Source organism: Ferruginibacter lapsinanis (genome assembly GCF_020783315.1).
Classification (GTDB): domain Bacteria; phylum Bacteroidota; class Bacteroidia; order Chitinophagales; family Chitinophagaceae; genus Ferruginibacter; species Ferruginibacter lapsinanis.
Map to the genome: position 1 here is coordinate 256,097 of NZ_CP086063.1, position 19,268 is coordinate 275,364.

Sequence of the window (19,268 nt, forward strand, 5' to 3'; positions counted from 1 at the left end):
CTCTTATTCGAAAGTAAGATCCAAACCTAAACCTCTTAATTCATGAACCAATACATTGAATGATTCTGGAATACCAGGGCGAGGAATGTTTTCACCTTTTACAATTGCTTCGTATGTTTTAGCACGTCCGATGATATCATCAGATTTAAGCGTTAACAACTCTTGCAAGATATTAGATGCACCATAAGCCTCTAATGCCCAAACCTCCATCTCTCCAAATCTTTGACCACCGAACTGAGCTTTACCACCTAACGGTTGTTGTGTGATCAAACTGTATGGTCCGATTGAACGGGCATGCATTTTATCATCCACCATATGGTGTAATTTGATGATATAGATGATACCTACTGTTGCTTTCTGATCAAAACGTTCGCCGGTTTCTCCATCATATAAATACGTATGGCCAAACTTAGGTAAACCTGCTTTAGTGATGTTCGCATCAATTTCGGCTACACTTGCACCATCGAAGATCGGCGTTGCAAATTTTACACCTAATTTTTCACCAGCCCATCCTAATACAGTTTCATAGATCTGTCCAAGGTTCATACGACTAGGTACACCCAGTGGATTCAATACGATATCAACAGGAGTTCCGTCTTCTAAGAAAGGCATATCTTCCTGACGTACGATACGGGAAACGATCCCTTTGTTACCGTGACGACCTGCCATCTTATCTCCCACTTTCAACTTACGTTTTACAGCAAGATATACTTTAGCTAATTTCAATACACCTGCAGGTAATTCATCACCAATACTGATGTTGAATTTCTCTCTCTTATAACGACCTAACTCTTCGTTGAATTTAATACTGTAGTTGTGCAACAATATGTTGATCAGGTCATCCACTTTAGCATCACCTGTCCATCCTAACGGATTTACGTTCAGGTAATCGATGTTTGATAAATTCTTTTGATTGAATTTAGCACCTTTACCGATCAATACTTCACCAAAATTATTGCTAACACCTGCAGAAGTTTTTTCTTTTAAAAGTGTAGTTAATTTACCAACTAACAATTCTAAAATATCTGCTTCGTTCTTTTCGTGTGTTTTTTCAATTTTATCCAAAGATGCTTTCTCTCTTACTTTTGCATTCTTATCTTTCTTAGCACGTTGGAATAATTTTTTATTGATCACCACACCTTCAGTACCTGATGGAGCTTTTAAAGAAGCATCTTTAGCATCACCTGCTTTATCACCAAAGATGGCACGTAACAACTTCTCTTCAGGAGTTGGATCGCTTTCACCTTTTGGAGTGATCTTACCGATAATGATATCGCCTTCTTTAATATGAGCACCGATACGGATGATACCGTTCTGATCAAGATCTTTAGTAGCTTCTTCACTAACGTTTGGAATATCCGGCGTTAATTCTTCTTCTCCTAATTTAGTATCACGTACTTCTGTTTCAAACTCACTGATATGGATAGACGTGAACCAGTCATCTTTTACTACTTTTTCAGAGATAACGATCGCATCCTCAAAGTTGTACCCTTTCCATGGCATGAACGCCACTTTTAAGTTACGACCTAAGGCCATTTCACCACCTTGTGTTGCGTATCCTTCCGTTAAGAAATCGCCTTCAACCACTTTTTGTCCTTTAACAACACATGGACGTAAGTTGATGGTTGTTTCCTGGTTGGTACGGATGAACTTAGTTACTTTATATATTTTAAGATCATCTTCAAAGCTTACCAATTGTTGTATTTCGCTTCTGTTGTAACGAACATGAATTTCATCACCATCAACGTATTCTACCACACCATTACCTTCTGCATGTAATTGAATTCTTGCATCACGTGCTGCTTTTGCTTCCAAACCAGTACCAACGATAGGCACTTGCGGACGTAACAATGGTACAGCCTGACGTTGCATGTTCGATCCCATCAAGGCACGGTTAGCATCATCATGTTCAAGGAACGGAATCAATGAAGCACTCAAACCAACGATCTGGTTTGGAGCAACGTCCATGTATTCTACTTCGCCTTTATCTAAGATCGGGAAATCGCCTGTTTGACGACTCTTGATCTTGTCTTCGATGAAGTTTCCTTTATCATCCATCGGGATGTTTGCCTGTGCAATTTTTGCAGTATCTTCTTCTTCAGCAGAAAGGAAAGTGATCTTCTTCATGTCAGCCTTACCATCAGTTACTTTATGGTATGGTGTTTCGATGAAGCCCATGTCATTGATCTTGGCATGTACACATAGTGTAGATATCAAACCAATGTTTGGTCCTTCCGGCGTTTCAATTGTACACAAACGACCGTAGTGAGAATAATGTACATCTCGAACCTCGAAACCTGCTCTCTCTCTACTTAAACCACCGGGCCCTAGCGCTGAGATACGACGTTTGTGCGTAATCTCTGACAATGGGTTTGTTTGATCTAAGAACTGAGATAACTGAGATGTACCAAAGAATGAATTGATAACAGAAGATAATGTTCTTGCGTTGATCAGATCTACCGGAGTAAATACCTCGTTATCACGTACGTTCATTCTTTCACGAATGGTACGAGCCATACGTGCCAACCCTACACCAAACTGAGCATATAATTGCTCACCTACTGTACGTACACGACGGTTGCTTAAGTGATCGATATCATCTACTTCAGATTTACCATTGGTTAATTGTACCAATGTTTTAATGATAGCGATGATATCATCTTTAGTTAATACTTTTTTAGTGATCGGGAAATCCAATCCTAAACGACGGTTAATTTTATAACGTCCAACTTCACCCAGATCATAACGTTTATCAGAGAAGAATAATTTATCAATGATACCACGTGCTGTTTCGTTATCAGGCGCATCTGCACCACGTAACTGACGGTAGATATGTTGAACCGCTTCCAACTCAGAGTTAGAAGTATCTTTATTTAATGTGTTGTAGATGATCGCATAATCACCACTTACTTCTTCTTTCTGAACGAAAACACTCTTAATGTCTAAGTCAAGAATAGTATCGATATTGCTTTCGTCTAAAATGCTATCTCTTTCTAATACGATCTCGTTTCTTTCAAGGCTCACTACTTCACCGGTATCTTCATCCACGAAATCTTCTACCCATGTACGTAATACACGTGCAGCTAAACGTTTGCCTACATAATTTTTCAACGTTTTCTTATCCACTTTTACTTCATCCGCCATTCCGAATAATTCAAGAATGTCTTTATCTGTTTCAAAGCCGATAGAACGTAACAATGTAGTTACAGGGAATTTTTTCTTACGATCGATGTATGCATACATCACGTTATTGATATCTGTAGCAAACTCCATCCATGCTCCTTTGAAAGGAATTACTCTTGCAGAGTATATCTTGGTTCCGTTCGGGTGAACAGATTGTCCGAAGAATACACCAGGAGAACGGTGTAACTGAGATACCACTACCCTTTCAGCACCATTGATAACGAAAGTACCACGTGGTGTCATGTAAGGAATGTTACCTAAGAATACATCCTGAACGATGGTTTGAAAATCTACGTGTTCTTCATCATTACAACTTAAACGAAGCTTTGCTTTTAAAGGCACAGCGTAGGTCAACCCTCTTTCGATACACTCATCAATCGTGTAACGTGGAGGATCAACGAAATAATCCAAAAATTCCAGAACGAAGATGTTACGGGTATCGGTAATAGGAAAATTTTCCTTGAATACACGGAACAATCCTTCTACGTTACGCTTATCCGGCGTAGTTTCCAACTGGAAAAAATCTTTAAAAGACTGGATTTGAATTCCTAACAAATCGGGTTGCTCTGCCAAATGTTCAATTTTACCGAAATTGATACGTTTAGCGGCGGGAGATTTAGTTGCAGACATATTTTAATTAAAACGTTTTAATGCTGAGAAGATCCTTATTCAATCAAGCTTTGACACAGCTGTAGCTCACTCAAAATTATAAGGACGGCAAAGTTATGAAAAAAATGGGGAATTAATTAAAAAAATAGTTTTTTTTGCCCATTTGGTAGGGTTTTTGTGAAGTGGGCCCAAAACTCACTATACCGTAGCTTTAAACCTAGTATAAATCCCCACTCTTTTTTAGGTACTTTTTCGCAATTTTTCGCTTTTTCGCAGAAATAGTAAAAATATACGTTAGTACAGTTACCGGAAGTTGGTAGTATTTTACTCGATCATATATAAAAGTCCTGAAATACCTGATGCATGATTTTTGCAGAATATTCCACACGAAATGGGTAAAAGTTGAAAACTTTTAGCTTAAAAACGTTCCGGCTTAAATTAGCTTTGTAGAATTACTGAACTGAACGTAAAAATTGCAATCCAATTGATTAATTATTCTAACTTCGCATACAGATCTATTATGTCCATCCTATGAAAAAATTATTATTATTCTCCATCATAGCGATAATATGCGGTAAGAACATATTAGTAGCTCAGTGCCCTCCGAGTGCTACAGCATTTGCAATCAATTATTCTTTATGTATTCCCGAGCCTGGCTGTGCAGTTCTTTTGAATGGCTGGCCCAAAGGGGTGCTTGTTAATATATTCGGTGGCTCTCCATTACAAACCATCACCACCGTTCAAATACCCGGAACGTATCCCGAACCTGGTGTTGATAATGCTTTTGTATGTGTGCCTTGTAATGTTCCATTGGTTTTTGCTTCTACTGTGCCCGGAGCTACCAATGGCTGTGTAATTATCAGCACCATAAGTGTTCCGATAAAATTAAGCCGCTTTGAAGCCATCCCTTCGGCCGGAAATACATGTAACATTGAATGGTCTGCCTCTTCACAAACAGGAAGTGAGAAATTTGTGATAGAAAGAAGTGTTGATGGTAAGAATTTTGCTGAATTGGCTACTGTATATGCGTTGAAGACTGATAACGTAGAAAAGAACTATTCGTACACCGATAAAATACCTAATCAACCTCAACTTTTTTATCGCATCAAAACAGTAGAGATCACCGGAAAGTTATCTTACTCAACTACTGTTTCCGTTAAAAACAAGGCTGATTTTGGTATGAGCATTTATCCTAATCCGGCTATCAATACTTTTAAAGTAAATGTTTCTCCTCAACACCTGCCTGCGCTGATAAAAATTTATAATGCCCAGGGAGAAATTGTTTATTCAGCCAAAACAACCGAACCTACTGTAGAGGTTAAAGAAAAAATACCAAGTGGTGTTTATTCTGTGAAGGTATTTAGTGCCAACAATATTTTACTTACGCAAAAAATGATCAAACAATAAGTTTGGTCAATTAACTTATTTCTCACACTGATTGAAAGCAAAAAGCCGACCTACTTGCGTAGACCGGCTTTTAAAGCTATGTTAGAAACTACTTAGAAATTAAGCTACTTCAACTTCAGCACCAGCTTCAGTTAATTTAGCTTTTAATTCGTCAGCAGTTGCTTTATCAACACCTTCTTTAACTGGTTTTGGAGCGCCATCAACTAAATCTTTAGCTTCTTTCAATCCTAATCCTGTTAATTCTTTAACGATTTTTACAACCGCTAATTTGTTAGCACCACCGCTTTTCAATATTACATTGAACGATGTTTTTTCTTCAGCAGCAGCAGCTTCGCCACCACCAGCACTTACTACAACTGCAGCTGCAGCTGGTTCAATACCGTACTCTGATTTTAAAAATTCTGCTAATTCTTGTACGTCTTTTACAGTTAAGTTTACTAAACTTTCTGCTAATGCTTTTACGTCTGCCATAATGTTTAATTTTTTCCGCCTTCAAAGTTTTCACTCCGGCGGAGAGTTTAAAAAAATTGTTTGGTGCCTCTTTTGCCTGAGACAAGGCATATCATTTAATGATTTAAATGCAATTATTCAGCTGCAGGAGCTTCTGCCGCTGCGTCTGCTGCCGGAGCTTCAGGAGCAGCTGGTGCTTCTGTTGCTGGTGCTGCCGCTTCTACTGCAGGAGCAGCTACTTCAGCAACAACTTCTTCTGCGGCTTTAGCTGCGTCTTTGTTTTGTAACGCACCCAATACACGTTGTATTGGAGATTGTAACAATCCAATAACTTCACCAATCAACTCATTCTTAGTTTTAATTTGAGTAAGCGCTTTCAATTGATTGTCGCCTACAAAAATATCACCGTTGATGAATGCTGCTTTTAATTCAGGTTTTTCGCCTTTGCTTTCTTTCCTGAATCCGCTTAAAATTAAAGCTGGTTCTTTAGGATTTTCGCTGAACAATAATGCAGTTACTTTATGCAAAGAATCATACACTCCTGTATATTTTTCAGCATCTAATCCTTCCAATGCTTTTCTGATCAGAGTATTTTTAGCAACTCTCATTTCCACTTGCTTGTTAAAGCAATGGCGACGAAGTTGACTAACTTGCGCTACCGTTAAACTTTCGGTATCAGTTACGTAGAAGTTATTGTACTGAGAGAATTTTTCTTTCAGTGCAACAATTACGTCGTTTTTTTCTTGTTTAGTCATGACTAATATTTTTTAATCTCTGGTGAGACTTAGTTAGAAACAGATTTAGTGTCAATTAAAATACCCGGGCTCATGGTACTTGCCATGCTAACACCTTTCAGGTAAGTTCCTTTAGAAGAAGATGGTTTTAGTTTTACCAATGCATTGATCAATTCCTGACTGTTTTCAGCAATTTTTTCTGCACTGAAACTTACACGGCCGATAGAAGCATGTATGATACCTACTTTATCAACTTTGAAAGCAATTTTACCACCTTTCACTTCGTTTACTGCACCAGCTACATCATTAGTAACTGTACCGGTTTTAGGATTCGGCATTAAGTTACGAGGACCTAATACTTTACCTAGTTTACCAATTTTAGGCATTACAGCAGGAGTAGCGATGATAACATCAATATCTGTCCATCCACCTTCAATTTTTGCAACGAATTCGTCTAACCCAACATAATCAGCACCGGCAGCTTTTGCAGATTCCTCTTTATCAGGAGTACAAAGCACTAATACTTTTTTAGTTTTACCGGTACCGTGTGGTAATGAAACCGTACCACGGATAGCCTGGTCAGCTTTTTTAGGATCAACTCCTAATTTAATATGCAAATCAACAGAACTGTCGAATTTGGTAGTGTTTAATTCTTTAACTAAGGAAGAAGCTTCTTTTAAAGAGTAAGCTTTGTTAACATCAACCTTAGCGTTGGCTAATTTTCTTTTTTTAGTAATCATTTTCTAAAATTTTTGTGGTTGATAATTAATTTTCCCAAGGAGCTTTTCCGTCAACAGTTAAACCCATGCTACGTGCAGTACCTGCAACCATGCTCATTGCACTGTTTAGGGTAAATGCGTTTAAATCGGCCATTTTATCCTCAGCGATCGCTTGTACTTGCGCCCAGGTAACTTTACCAACTTTTACACGGTTTGGTTCTTTACTACCACTTTGTAATTTTGCCGCTTCCATTAATTGAACTGCAGCCGGTGGAGTTTTAATGATAAATTCGAAAGACTTATCAGCGAAAACTGTGATAAGAACGGGAAGAACTTTCCCTTGTTTATCCTGGGTTCTAGCATTGAATTGCTTACAGAACTCCATGATATTGATACCTTTAGAACCTAATGCAGGTCCGATTGGTGGTGCAGGATTGGCTTGACCGCCTTTACACTGCAATTTCACATAACCTGTGATTTCTTTTGCCATGTTGTTACATTTTTTGGTGATAGCGTGCCGTCATTTTAACGACACTCCCAATACAATAAATTCCTATAAAGAACTATTTGGGGCGGCAAAGGTATAGAATAATTATGAATTATGTGTTATAAATTATGATTTTTTTGGGGCTTTTTACTTTTATAGCCATATTGAGCCTTAGTTCCGGCTTTTCGCTGCAATCTTTTATTTCACAGAGAAACACTGAAGAATCACAAAGATACACCGAGAGGGTATTGTTCTTCAAATGTTTATGAGCTCTCTGTAAAACTCTGTGCAATCTCTGTGAATCTTTGTGTAAGAATTCCCTTCTTCTTATCTTGTAAAAAAATTGTGAAATGGCGAATGAAATAACATGTCCCAGTTGCGGACATCAGTTTGAATTGAATGAAAGCCTCAAAAATGAGGTAGAGAAAGAACTGCGTGGCAAAATGGTTGACTGGCAAAAGAAAAAAGAAGAAGAATTTGAAAAAAATAAACTTGCTGTAGAAGCAGCCGCTCAAAAAAAAGCAGCCGAACAATTTGCTTCGCAATTAAAATCTTTTGAAGAAGATGCTAAAATTAAAAGTCAGCAGCTACAGGAACTGCAAAAGAAAGAACTCGACCTGCTGAGAGATAAAAATGCACTGGAAGAAAAACAAAAGAACCTTGAAGTAGAAATTGAAAAGCGTTTCCTGGAAAAAAGAAAAGAGATCGAAGATTCTGCTATCAAAAGAGAACAGGAGATCTTTGATCTTAAAACAAAAGAATACAAGTTGCAAATGGAGCAACAGCAAAAACTCATTGAAGAATTAAAACGTAAGAGTGAACAGGGCAGTATGCAATTACAAGGCGAAAGCCAGGAGATATTGCTGGAAGAAATTTTAAAGGAACATTTCCCGTTTGATCTTATTGCAGAAGTAGGTAAAGGTGTAGAGGGAGCCGATTGTATTCAAACTGTAAGAAACAATACAGGACAGGAATGTGGTAAAATAATTTATGAAAGCAAACGTACAAAAGGATGGAGCGGTGCATGGATCGATAAACTAAAAAATGATAAGCGTAACAGCGGAGCTGATTTTGCAATATTGGTTACACAAACATTTCCGAAGGATATGGAGAAATTTGGAGAGAAAGATGGTGTGTGGGTTTGTACATTCAATGAAGTGGGCAGTCTGGCACATGCATTAAGAAGTGCTATCATCAGAATAAATGAAGAACAGAAAAAGCATGAGAACAAAGGTGATAAAATGCAAATGCTCTATGATTATTTGACCGGTAATGAATTCCGTGGACAAATGGAATCTATTGTAGAGGGTTTTATGGCCATGAAACAGGGTATTTCCAAAGAGCGTATCCAGATGGAAAAGATCTGGAAGGAAAGAGAAAAACAATTAGAAAAAGTATTGATCAGTACCAGCGGCATGTACGGTTCGGTAAAAGGCATTGCCGGTGCTTCAGTGGGTGATATTCCTTTATTAGATGGAGGTGATGATAATTTGTTAGAGGAGTAATATGCCGCAAGCCCCAACCGAACATATTGTTCCTTTTACTGTTGATGATGTCACTTACTTTATTGACACCACACATCTGCCCTCAGGTTTTGATACCCTTAGCGCTGATTTACAAAATAAGATCATCTTAAAAACATACAAAAACGACTCGGCTTCATTTGCAGCATATGAAAAACCGAATCTTTTTCCAATGTATTGCTTTGTAATATTCTTTATTATCCTTTTTGTTTGGGGAGTTATACAAGTGATCAAACGTTTCAAATATTACTCAAGTAATCTCAATTATGTAAACCCGGATTATTACGAGACGGGGCCTTATTCTACGAAATGGGTAGATATTGATGAGTCTCCTAAACCAAGCTACCTCATATATCATGGCAACACTCTAAATTTTTCAAGAATTACTCTAACCACTGTTTTATTCAAACATTTTCCGTTTTATAACTCTCTTGATGGATTTGAAAAAGACAAATTCATCAATCGCCTGGAAAAATTCATCGAATCAAAGATCTTTATTATTCATGATGAAAGCGGCTTTAGAGAAATGCCAATCCTTATCAGTGCCAGCGCCATTCAACTCACATTCGGACTTGAGAAATATTTACTACCCTATTTTGATACTATTAATATCTATCCCCAGGAGTTTTTGGGCGTACAACCCTTTATCCGGTTTTTAGAGGGGAATGTTTCCGGTAATACCATTAATCTTTCCTGGAAACACTTTTTGGAAGGCTTTCAGTTTCCTGAGGACGGAGAAAATGTGGGATTGCATGAAATGTCTCACGCCCTATACTACCAAACTTTTGTAGTAGGCGAATCTGTTGACAATGATTTTAAAAATACTTTTGAAACATTTAATATTAGTGGGAACAAAGCTTTTGCTGAGGAGCATGCTTTAAAAAAGGACCTCTATTCAGATTATGCAATGAAGAATTTCCAGGAATTCTGGGCAGAAAGTATAGAGATATTTTTTGAAAAACCTTTACAGATGAGAGCTGTTCATCCAGAGTTATATGCCGCAATGAGCGATTTGCTGAACCAATCCCCTGCAGACAGGATAAAAGCATAATAAAAACGGGCTTCGTGAGAAGCCCGTCTAATCGAAAACCATTAACCATTAAACCTTATCCTATGAAAAACCAATTATATAGTCGATTAGTTTTTCGAATTGGTTGCATGGTTGTAAAAAAAAATTACCAAGTTTTTGAAAAAGTTTTTAAAAACTCAGGAAAAGTCTTTGTTTTATAGCCCCCATCTCCAAAATATTTCAATGGAGATTCCAATTCTCCGGGCTTAAAAAAACCGGGTAAAGGCGCCGGCTGGGCATTTATTGAAGGTAATAATACAGTGGTTGGATAACTCATATTGCCCTGCGATAAATAAACGGCCAGGTCATTGGCCCTGTACCTGCTGTTATAAGAATATATCTTTCCATCCCATTGTATCGGCTTTTTAAACTCAGCATTCAACTTTACCGGATAATAATTCTGATTGATATAATTGGCAACAGCTTCATTCTGATATGTTTCCCTGTCCATCACTTTACACCATCCGCACCAGTCTGTGTAAAGGTCTACCAATATCGGCTTGGGAGTTTTTATATACGCTTCCTGCATTTCTTCCACACTCATCCATTGTACCTTTGCCTTTTTAGGGGCAATAAAAGAAACCGCAACCACGAAAAAAGTTGTTACCGCTAAAAAATTAATAACCTTTTGCATAAATAATTGTTTAGTAGCTTAGCTATTTACTTAAATAAAAATAATGAATAAAATTGTTGTAGCCATTACAGGTGCCAGTGGATCTATCTACGCCAAGGTTTTACTCGACAAATTACTTGCCATAAAAAATCAATGGGATGAAATTGGTGTAATTTTAACAGAGAATGCCAAAACTGTTTGGCAAACGGAATTAGATAACGAGCGCTACACCAATTACCCTTTTAAATTCTATACCCAACAGGATTTCAATGCCCCTTTTGCATCAGGTTCCGGCAAATATAATATCATGTTGATCGTTCCGTGCAGTATGGGCACATTGGGCAGGATTGCAGGTGGCATCAGCAACGATCTGATCAGCAGAGCTGCAGATGTGATGCTGAAAGAAAGGCGCACACTTATCTGTGTAGCAAGAGACACTCCTTATAGCCTGATCCATATCCGAAATATGGAAACCATCACTTTAGCCGGGGGCATCATTTGTCCGGCTACGCCGTCTTTTTACAGTAAACCAAAAACATTGGAAGATGTGGCAGCAACTGTTGTTGATCGTGTTTTAGATCTTGCAGGGCTGGATATTAGTACTTATCGCTGGGGAGAATGAAAGAACACTGACGGCACCGATCAAACTGAGTACCACTAATAAAAAATAAGTGATCATGAGTTCAATAAGTCAAATCAGTGTTCTGCAAATAATTATCTCAGATCGATGATCTCTACTCCTGGATTTTTCTTTGCATCAAATACAAACTGAGCATCTGCAACTACAGCTTTTGTATTCATGTTCTTTACAGAATAGGTAAACTTGTTACCGGCTTTTTCAAATACTTTGGTAGAAACGATCGTTTGTGTAGCCTTATCTACGTAAACCAATACTTTAAAGAATGGTTTGCTTTTATCGATCGGCGTTAACTCTATTTCCTGAACCACTTTACCATTCAATGTTTTATCGCCATTCAATTTGTATAAAAAATCCTTGTCGTAAAAATTGGTAAATATTTTTTGAGGAGTAAGCGTATTGTTGCTTGGGTCTATTTTAGTGATCGTTAGTTCATTGGCTGATTTATCCAGCGTTGAAACATTACTACCATCACAATAAATTTCCTGGCCGGTTACATTTACACGGTACTTGGTTCCTTTCATGAAAACTGTACCTGTTTTATTTCCTAATACCTTACCTGCTGCATTTTCAATTTTCAGAGAAAAAGTTGCTTGAACAGCTTTAAAAGTTTTAAATTTTGCACTTACTGCATCTAATATTTTTTTAGCTTCCGGGTCACTTTTACCCATTCCTTTCAAAGGTTGGGCAATAACTGAAGTCACTGTAAACAAACTCAACAACAAAACCGCTAATACTTTATTCATTTTCTTATTTTAAAGGGTGCAAAGATAAACACATAGACGGTTTTATGCAACCATAGGTTTAAGTGCAGTTGGTAATTAAATGTTAATGCTATAATCGTTTTTAATTCACTTCATTATGCAATGCACCAGATTTTACGGCATTCTTTTTACCGGAAAATTCTTTTGCAGCTTTGATGAATCTCATAAAAATTGGCTGAGGGTTTTCTACAGTACTCTTTAATTCAGGATGGTATTGTACACCAATAAAGAATGGATGTGAAGGTAATTCGACAATTTCAACAAGTCCGGTTGCAGGGTTTTTACCACTTGCGATCATACCTGCCTCTTCAAACTGAGACAGATAATTATTATTGAACTCCCAACGATGACGATGTCTTTCGCTTATTGAAGACTGACCATATATATCATATGCTAATGACCCTTCTTTCAGATCACAAGGATAAGCTCCTAAACGCATGGTGCCGCCTTTCTTCTTTACTTTTTTCTGTTCTTCCATTAAATCTATTACAGGATGTTTGGTATCCTTGTCCATTTCTGTAGAATGTGCTCCATTTAAAAACAATACATTCCTTGCAAATTCAATAACAGCCATTTGCATACCTAAACAAATCCCGAAGAATGGCAATTTGTGTTCTCTTGCATATTTTACAGCGATGATCTTTCCTTCTACTCCTCTCATACCAAATCCAGGTGCTACTAACAAGCCATCTAAATGACCTAGCTTTTCTGCTACATTGTCATCCGTAATATGTTCGCTATGCACATTTACTATATTCACTTTGCATTCATTCATAGCACCGGCATGAATAAATGATTCTAAAATAGATTTATAGGCATCCTGCAATTCAATATACTTTCCGATCAATCCTATATTTACTTTTCCTGCCGGATGTTTCAGTTTATCTAAAAACCCTTTCCACTTCACCAGGTCGGGTGCAGCATACCCATTTATATGTAATAGTTTTAAAACAGTTGTATCCAGTTTTTCCTGCAACATTTTAATAGGCACTTCATAGATAGTGCTGGCATCCATTGCTTCAATCACTGCTTCTGTTTTCACATTACAAAACAGGGCAATTTTTCTTTTCAGGTCTGCACCCAAAGGTTTTTCAGAACGACATACTATTATATCAGGACGAACACCATTCTCACTTAATAATTTTACACTATGTTGAGTTGGTTTGGTCTTCAACTCTCCTGCCGCTTTTAAATAAGGGATCAATGTGAGGTGAACCACCAAACAATCTTCATCTGCCATTTCCCACTGCAACTGACGAACAGCTTCTACAAATGGTAAACTTTCGATATCACCTACTGTTCCGCCGATCTCTGTAATTACAATATCATATTCGCCGCTATCACCAATCAATAACATTCTTCGTTTGATCTCATCCGTTATGTGTGGAATTACCTGTACGGTCTTGCCCAGATAAGCCCCTTCTCTTTCTTTATTGATAACAGTTTGGTAAATACGGCCTGTGGTAACATTATTTGCCTGGGAAGTAAATATATTTAAGAATCTTTCGTAATGCCCCAGATCCAGATCTGTTTCGGCCCCATCTTCGGTAACAAAACACTCTCCATGTTCATAAGGATTCAAGGTTCCGGGGTCAACATTAATATAAGGATCAAATTTTTGAATTGTAACCCTCAATCCTCTTGATTGTAATAATTTAGCAAGAGATGCTGCAATGATCCCCTTTCCTAAAGAAGATGTAACTCCGCCTGTAACAAAAATATATTTGGCCATAGTATATAATAGAATATTAATTAATAAAATTAAAATCACCCTCTCAACAGATCGTTGAAAAGTACATATTTTGACCAGTGGAAAAGTGAATATGAGAAAAAATCCTAGAGGTCATGCAAACATACTGCAAATATTCGGGGTAAAAAAAATTAGCAGCTTTTAACAACAAAAAAAAGCAATAAAAAAATGCTTGTCCATCTTAAACGAAACACAAGCCAGCTACGCAAACGATTGCAAAACAGCATTTAACTAAATAATTGAAAGTTTCTTGCAAAACTTTTGTTTAGCAGTAGTTTGCACCGTATTTTTAGGCATCTTTTCACAGCACTTGTGCAAAAAAAAGGCAAAATAACCTTACAGAAATCATATAAAAAAACAACCATATATGGGTGCAATCAAAGACAAGTTTAAAGCAAAGTCGGATGTAGTAGGAGCAGAAATCAAGGCAATGCTTAAGGAACACGGTGATAAAAAAATCGGGGAAGTAACACTTAGCCAGATTTATCAAGGTATGAGAGGTATTACCGGACTTGTTTCTGAAACATCTTTATTAGATGCACAGGAAGGTATCCGTTTTCGTGGACATACAATACCTGAATTACAGGAGAAATTACCAAAGGCTCCGGGTGGTACAGAACCATTACCGGAAGGATTATTTTATCTTATGTTGATGGGTGAGATGCCAACCGATGAAGATGTAGCAGAATTGTCATCTTTATTACAACGTCGCAGTCACGTGCCAAAACATGTATTAGATTCAATTGAGGCCACTCCGCTCAGCACCCATCCAATGACCCAATTTGTAATTGCTATCATGGCATTACAAACTGAAAGCAGTTTTGCCAAACGTTATGCCGAAGGCATGAGCAAAAAAGATTATTGGGAAGCAGTGTTTGATGATTCATTGGACCTGATCGCTCGTTTACCAAGAATTGCTGCATATATATATCGTCGTAAATATAAATTCGGACGCCATATCGAACCTAATGGTTTGTTGGATTGGGCCGGTAATTTTTCCCATATGATGGGGTACGATAACGAAGACTTTAAAGAGTTGATGCGTTTATATATGACCATTCATGCTGATCATGAAGGTGGTAACGTATCTGCTCATACAACACACCTGGTAGGCTCTGCATTAAGTGATCCTTACCTTGCTTTTGCTGCAGGTATGAATGGCTTAGCCGGACCATTACATGGATTGGCTAACCAGGAAGTGATCAAATGGATATTTGGAATGACCGATGAACTTGGTACACAAACTCCATCTAAAACACAGATAGAAGAATACGTTAAGAAAACGTTGAGCGAAGGAAAAGTAGTGCCGGGTTACGGACACGCTGTTCTTCGTAAAACAGATCCACGTTTTACTGCTCAAATGGAATTCGGTAAAAAACATTTACCAGACGATCCGTTAGTAAACACTGTTTGGAATATATATGAAGCAGTACCTCCTATCCTGCAATCATTAGGAAAAATTAAAAACCCATGGCCAAACGTTGATGCACACAGTGGCGCATTATTAGTTCATTACGGAATGGTTGAATATGAATTCTATACCGTATTGTTTGGTGTATCAAGAGCATTGGGTGTATTATCCAGTCTTTGTTGGGACAGAGCGTTAGGCTTCCCTCTTGAAAGACCAAAATCTGTTACAACCGAATTAGTAAAATCATGGTTGGAAGGAAAGGATGAGATCTGGGGCGACTAAAACATAAATTATTACAGGCTTACAACTTTTGTACATAGCCGGAACCAAGGTTCCGGCTATTTGTTTCAAGGCCAGATGCCTGTCACATAGAATTATTTGTTATTTTTAAGGTAGAAATAGCTTCACATAAAAAAGATACATGACCGCAGGCACCCAGGAATCAATATTTCAACATTACTTCAGCAACAATTATTCATACGATGAGTTATTAGGCGACGACGGTACTCTCCGCCCCCATTGGCAAACATTCTTTAATTCTTTTAGTCAGCTCGGCCCTTCACAAATACAAGACAGGGCCCAGGATATTTTACGTTTTTTAAAAGAGAATGGTGTTACCTATAATGTATATGGTGATCCCAATGGATTGAACCGCCCCTGGAACCTGGACGTGATCCCCTTTTTGATCAGCCAGCAGGAATGGCAAAAAATAGAATCCGGACTTATTCAGCGTGCTACTCTTTTCGATCTTATTTTGAAAGATCTCTATGGTGACCGTTTATTGATCAAAGAAGGATTGTTACCACTTGAATTGATCTATAATCACTCAGGATTTTTAAGACAATGCTCAGACATACAACTACCGGGTAAGCATAGCCTCATTTTATATTCAGCAGATATGGCCCGTAGCCCCGAAGGCAAAATATGGGTATTGAACGATCGTACGCAGGCACCTTCAGGATCGGGTTATGCATTGGAAAACAGAACAGCCATTGCACGTATATTACCCGAATTATTTTCGGGTTTAAAAGTGCGACATCTTTCTCCTTATTTTATTGCATTAAGAAACTCATTACAAAATTTAGCTCCGGCAAAAGCACAGAATCCACGTATTGTAATTCTTACACCGGGACCAAGCAACGAAACATATTTTGAACACTCTTATCTTTCTTCTTACTTAGGCTATACTTTAGTACAGGGCGAAGACCTGATGGTGAAAGATAATTTTGTCTGGTTAAAAACAATCGGCGGACTGGAAAAAGTGGATGTGATCATTCGCAGGGTGGATGATGTGTATTGTGACCCGTTGGAATTAAGAGAAGACTCACGGTTAGGTGTATCCGGTTTATTGCAGGCAGTAAGAAGCGGGAATGTTACCATTGCCAATCCGCTCGGAAGCAGTGTGTTAGAAAACCCGGGGCTGATGGGCTTCTTACCAAGACTGGCAAGACATTTTTTTGGAGAAGACCTGATATTACCTACCATCGCATCGTGGTGGTGTGGACAACCAAAAGAATTGCAGTATGTGCTTGATAATATTGAATCACTGGTCATTAAAAAGATATACAGAGAATCGAGGATCAGCACATCAGTCAATACGGCTAATCTTACCAAAGAAGGCGTAGCAAAACTGAAACAGGAAATAATTGCTCATCCGTATATGTTTGTGGGACAAGAGAAGATCGCTTTCTCTTCTACTCCATCATTGATAAGCGGACATATTGAACCACGTAATGTATTATTCAGAAGTTTTCTTGTAAGCAATGGTGATAGCTATACCTGCATGACAGGCGGACTCGGCAGAACTTCTGCAGAGCCGGGAAATTTTGTTATATCCAATCAGTTGGGAGGTATCAGTAAAGATACCTGGATCATTTCTCCGGAACCCGGCTACACCATGAGCAGCAACAAGGATGTATTAAAAACAAAGAATCCTATTTTTAGTGGCGTGCTGCCAAGTCATACCGCAGAAAATCTTTTTTGGGTAGGCCGTTATGCTGAGAGAGTGTTGGGCAATGCCCGTTTTCAACGTACCGTAATGCAATTTGTAACAGAAGGTAACAGACTGCAATTTGAAAATGATATTAAAACAGAACACCAGCTTTTACGAACATTAACAGAATACACCTGCACCTATCCCGGCTTTACAGGAGATGATGCAGAAGAAAAATTCAAAAACCCCTGGCCCGAATTAACAGACACTTTATTCAATATAGACAGACCGGGAAGTTTGAGTTATAATTTTTCTTTGTTCACCAAAGCGGTCAATACAGTTCGTGATCATTGGAGCACAGATACCTGGCGTGTGTTAAAAGGAATGGAAGATGAATGGGACGCTGCGGCAAAATCGCAACTAACCAATTTCCGGATGATCAGTGCCTTAGATAATCTCATCACTTCAATGGTGGCATTCATCGGGTTGAACAGGGAAAGTATTTCACGGGAACAGGGATGGAATTTATTAGATACGGGAAGAAAAATTGAACAAAGTCTTTTATTGATCAATATCCTGCAATCTACCTTAACAGAAACCGCTACGGAAGAAGTTGAATACAATTTGCAGGAAGCTGTTTTGAAAAGTCATGAAACATTAATGAACTACCGGTACAAATACAAGGTACATATACAATTACCGCTTGTGCTTGAACTGATGTTGCTTGATACAACAAATCCTCGTTCATTGATATATCAGATCGAAAGATTAAAAGCCTATTTGTCCAGTTTGCCTAAAACAAGAAATGATCATTCGCTTGAAAAACATGAGCGGCTGATACTGGAAGCATTTACTTTAGTGAAACTGGCAGATAAAAATCAACTGGCAAAGGCAGATGAAACAACAGGGACCTATAAAAAATTAGAAGAATTATTTGCTCAGCTGAATACATTGCTTTTAGCGATCCCTGATGTGATCTCAAGGAAATACTTTAAACATGCACAGGGGCAAAAACAATTATTTACATCCGAAGATGATCCATCGATATAATTGCAGTACTTACCATGATTCAATACACGATCACACATAAAACAGAATATATCTACAGAGAGCCCATTGCACTCTGTCATAATATTGCCCGGCTGATACCAAGATCCGTTAACGGACAAGTATGTAGTATGTCTGAGATCGTTATTACCCCAAAGCCTGACACCTACAAACGATACGAAGATTTTTTCGGTAACCATGTTGCCTATTTTGCCATTGAGCAAGATCACAGCAAACTAACGGTAACAGTTACCTCAAATATTGAGATCACTCCCGGCACCTTACAATTCAACGAATACCCTACAGAAGCATGGGAACATGTAGCTGCTAAACTCCTTACCAACACCGAAGAAAATATAGAAGTACGCCAATACATACCGGAAACGGGCATGACTGAGATCACTCCTGAAATAAAGGATTACGCACTGCAATCGTTTACTCCCGGCAGGCCTTTATTTGAAGCCACTTATGATCTGATGCAAAGAATATACAAAGACTTTGAATTCAAAGCAGGATTGACTACCGTAGCCACTCCTGTAAAAGAAACGCTTAAGCTGCGTAAAGGTGTTTGCCAGGACTTTGCTCATTTAGCAATCACCTGTTTGCGATCGGTTGGTTTGCCTGCCCGCTATATCAGTGGTTATATAGAAACCATCTCCAAACCCGGAAAAGAAAAACTTGTTGGAGCAGATGCATCACATGCCTGGTTCTCTGTATATATACCTGGTGCAGGCTGGGTAGATTTTGATCCCACCAATAACCAGATCCCTTCTTCTCAACATATCACCATTGGCTGGGGAAGAGATTATGCAGATATTGCTCCGTTAAAAGGTATCATCCTCAGCAGCCGGCCGCATAAATTGCTTGTGTCGGTGGATGTAAAGAGAGTAAATTAATTGTCAGAATCAGGACTTACAGGATGAAAGGATGAA

15 protein-coding genes are annotated in these 19,268 nt (G+C 38.3%); 7 read left to right on the forward strand and 8 right to left on the reverse strand.

The features are described from left to right. Positions 1–3: 3 nt before the first annotated feature. A complete protein-coding gene (gene rpoB / locus LK994_RS01055) occupies positions 4–3,813 on the reverse strand; it encodes a DNA-directed RNA polymerase subunit beta (RefSeq protein WP_229761026.1) in 3,810 nt (1,269 codons plus the stop codon). 510 nt (positions 3,814–4,323) lie between these two features. Here rpoB and LK994_RS01060 point away from each other — a divergent pair. Further along, positions 4,324–5,199, forward strand: coding sequence for a T9SS type A sorting domain-containing protein (locus LK994_RS01060; RefSeq protein WP_229761027.1), 876 nt, complete (start codon positions 4,324–4,326; stop codon positions 5,197–5,199). Positions 5,200–5,298: 99 nt separating this feature from the next. Here LK994_RS01060 and rplL read toward each other — a convergent pair whose 3' ends face one another. The 4 genes from rplL to rplK all read right to left on the reverse strand — a co-directional run bounded on the left by rplL (position 5,299) and on the right by rplK (position 7,592). Then, a complete protein-coding gene (gene rplL / locus LK994_RS01065; RefSeq protein WP_229761028.1) occupies positions 5,299–5,670 on the reverse strand; it encodes a 50S ribosomal protein L7/L12 in 372 nt (123 codons plus the stop codon). A gap of 113 nt (positions 5,671–5,783) precedes the next feature. Next, positions 5,784–6,404 carry a 50S ribosomal protein L10 gene (gene rplJ, locus LK994_RS01070; RefSeq protein WP_229761029.1) on the reverse strand — a complete coding sequence of 207 codons (621 nt, stop codon included), beginning with the start codon at positions 6,402–6,404 and terminating at the stop codon, positions 5,784–5,786. Positions 6,405–6,433: 29 nt separating this feature from the next. Continuing rightward, positions 6,434–7,123: a 50S ribosomal protein L1 gene (rplA, locus tag LK994_RS01075; RefSeq protein WP_229761030.1), complete on the reverse strand. Its 690-nt coding sequence runs from the start codon at positions 7,121–7,123 to the stop codon at positions 6,434–6,436. A 25-nt stretch (positions 7,124–7,148) separates the two neighbouring features. Beyond that, entirely contained in the window at positions 7,149–7,592 is a 444-nt protein-coding gene (rplK, locus tag LK994_RS01080) for a 50S ribosomal protein L11 (protein WP_229761031.1), read from the reverse strand. 347 nt (positions 7,593–7,939) lie between these two features. Between rplK and LK994_RS01085 the strand changes: the two genes are divergently transcribed. Beyond that, positions 7,940–9,094, forward strand: coding sequence for a DUF2130 domain-containing protein (locus LK994_RS01085; protein WP_229761032.1), 1,155 nt, complete (start codon positions 7,940–7,942; stop codon positions 9,092–9,094). 1 nt (position 9,095) lies between these two features. Next, on the forward strand, positions 9,096–10,163 hold the full coding sequence (locus LK994_RS01090; protein ID WP_229761033.1) for a zinc-dependent peptidase: 1,068 nt from the start codon (positions 9,096–9,098) through the stop codon (positions 10,161–10,163). Positions 10,164–10,287: 124 nt separating this feature from the next. Here LK994_RS01090 and LK994_RS01095 read toward each other — a convergent pair whose 3' ends face one another. Beyond that, complete coding sequence (locus tag LK994_RS01095; RefSeq protein WP_229761034.1) at positions 10,288–10,815, reverse strand: thioredoxin family protein; 528 nt, start codon at positions 10,813–10,815, stop codon at positions 10,288–10,290. Between the two features lie 43 nt (positions 10,816–10,858). Here LK994_RS01095 and LK994_RS01100 point away from each other — a divergent pair, with 43 nt between their 5' ends. Beyond that, positions 10,859–11,416 (forward strand): UbiX family flavin prenyltransferase, encoded by a 558-nt coding sequence (locus LK994_RS01100; RefSeq protein WP_229761035.1) that lies wholly within the window; start codon positions 10,859–10,861, stop codon positions 11,414–11,416. A 92-nt stretch (positions 11,417–11,508) separates the two neighbouring features. On the opposite strand, the gene LK994_RS01105 is transcribed toward LK994_RS01100, so the two are convergent. Then, complete coding sequence (locus LK994_RS01105; RefSeq protein ID WP_229761036.1) at positions 11,509–12,177, reverse strand: LolA family protein; 669 nt, start codon at positions 12,175–12,177, stop codon at positions 11,509–11,511. Positions 12,178–12,277: 100 nt separating this feature from the next. Beyond that, positions 12,278–13,927 (reverse strand): CTP synthase, encoded by a 1,650-nt coding sequence (locus tag LK994_RS01110; RefSeq protein WP_229761037.1) that lies wholly within the window; start codon positions 13,925–13,927, stop codon positions 12,278–12,280. Positions 13,928–14,312: 385 nt separating this feature from the next. Between LK994_RS01110 and LK994_RS01115 the strand changes: the two genes are divergently transcribed. The 3 genes from LK994_RS01115 to LK994_RS01125 all read left to right on the forward strand — a co-directional run bounded on the left by LK994_RS01115 (position 14,313) and on the right by LK994_RS01125 (position 19,232). Further along, entirely contained in the window at positions 14,313–15,638 is a 1,326-nt protein-coding gene (locus tag LK994_RS01115; RefSeq protein WP_229761038.1) for a citrate (Si)-synthase, eukaryotic, read from the forward strand. A gap of 139 nt (positions 15,639–15,777) precedes the next feature. Beyond that, positions 15,778–18,339, forward strand: a complete 2,562-nt coding sequence (locus LK994_RS01120) for a circularly permuted type 2 ATP-grasp protein (protein ID WP_229761039.1) — start codon at positions 15,778–15,780, stop codon at positions 18,337–18,339. A gap of 14 nt (positions 18,340–18,353) precedes the next feature. Then, entirely contained in the window at positions 18,354–19,232 is an 879-nt protein-coding gene (locus LK994_RS01125; RefSeq protein WP_229761040.1) for a transglutaminase family protein, read from the forward strand. Positions 19,233–19,268 lie beyond the last annotated feature (36 nt).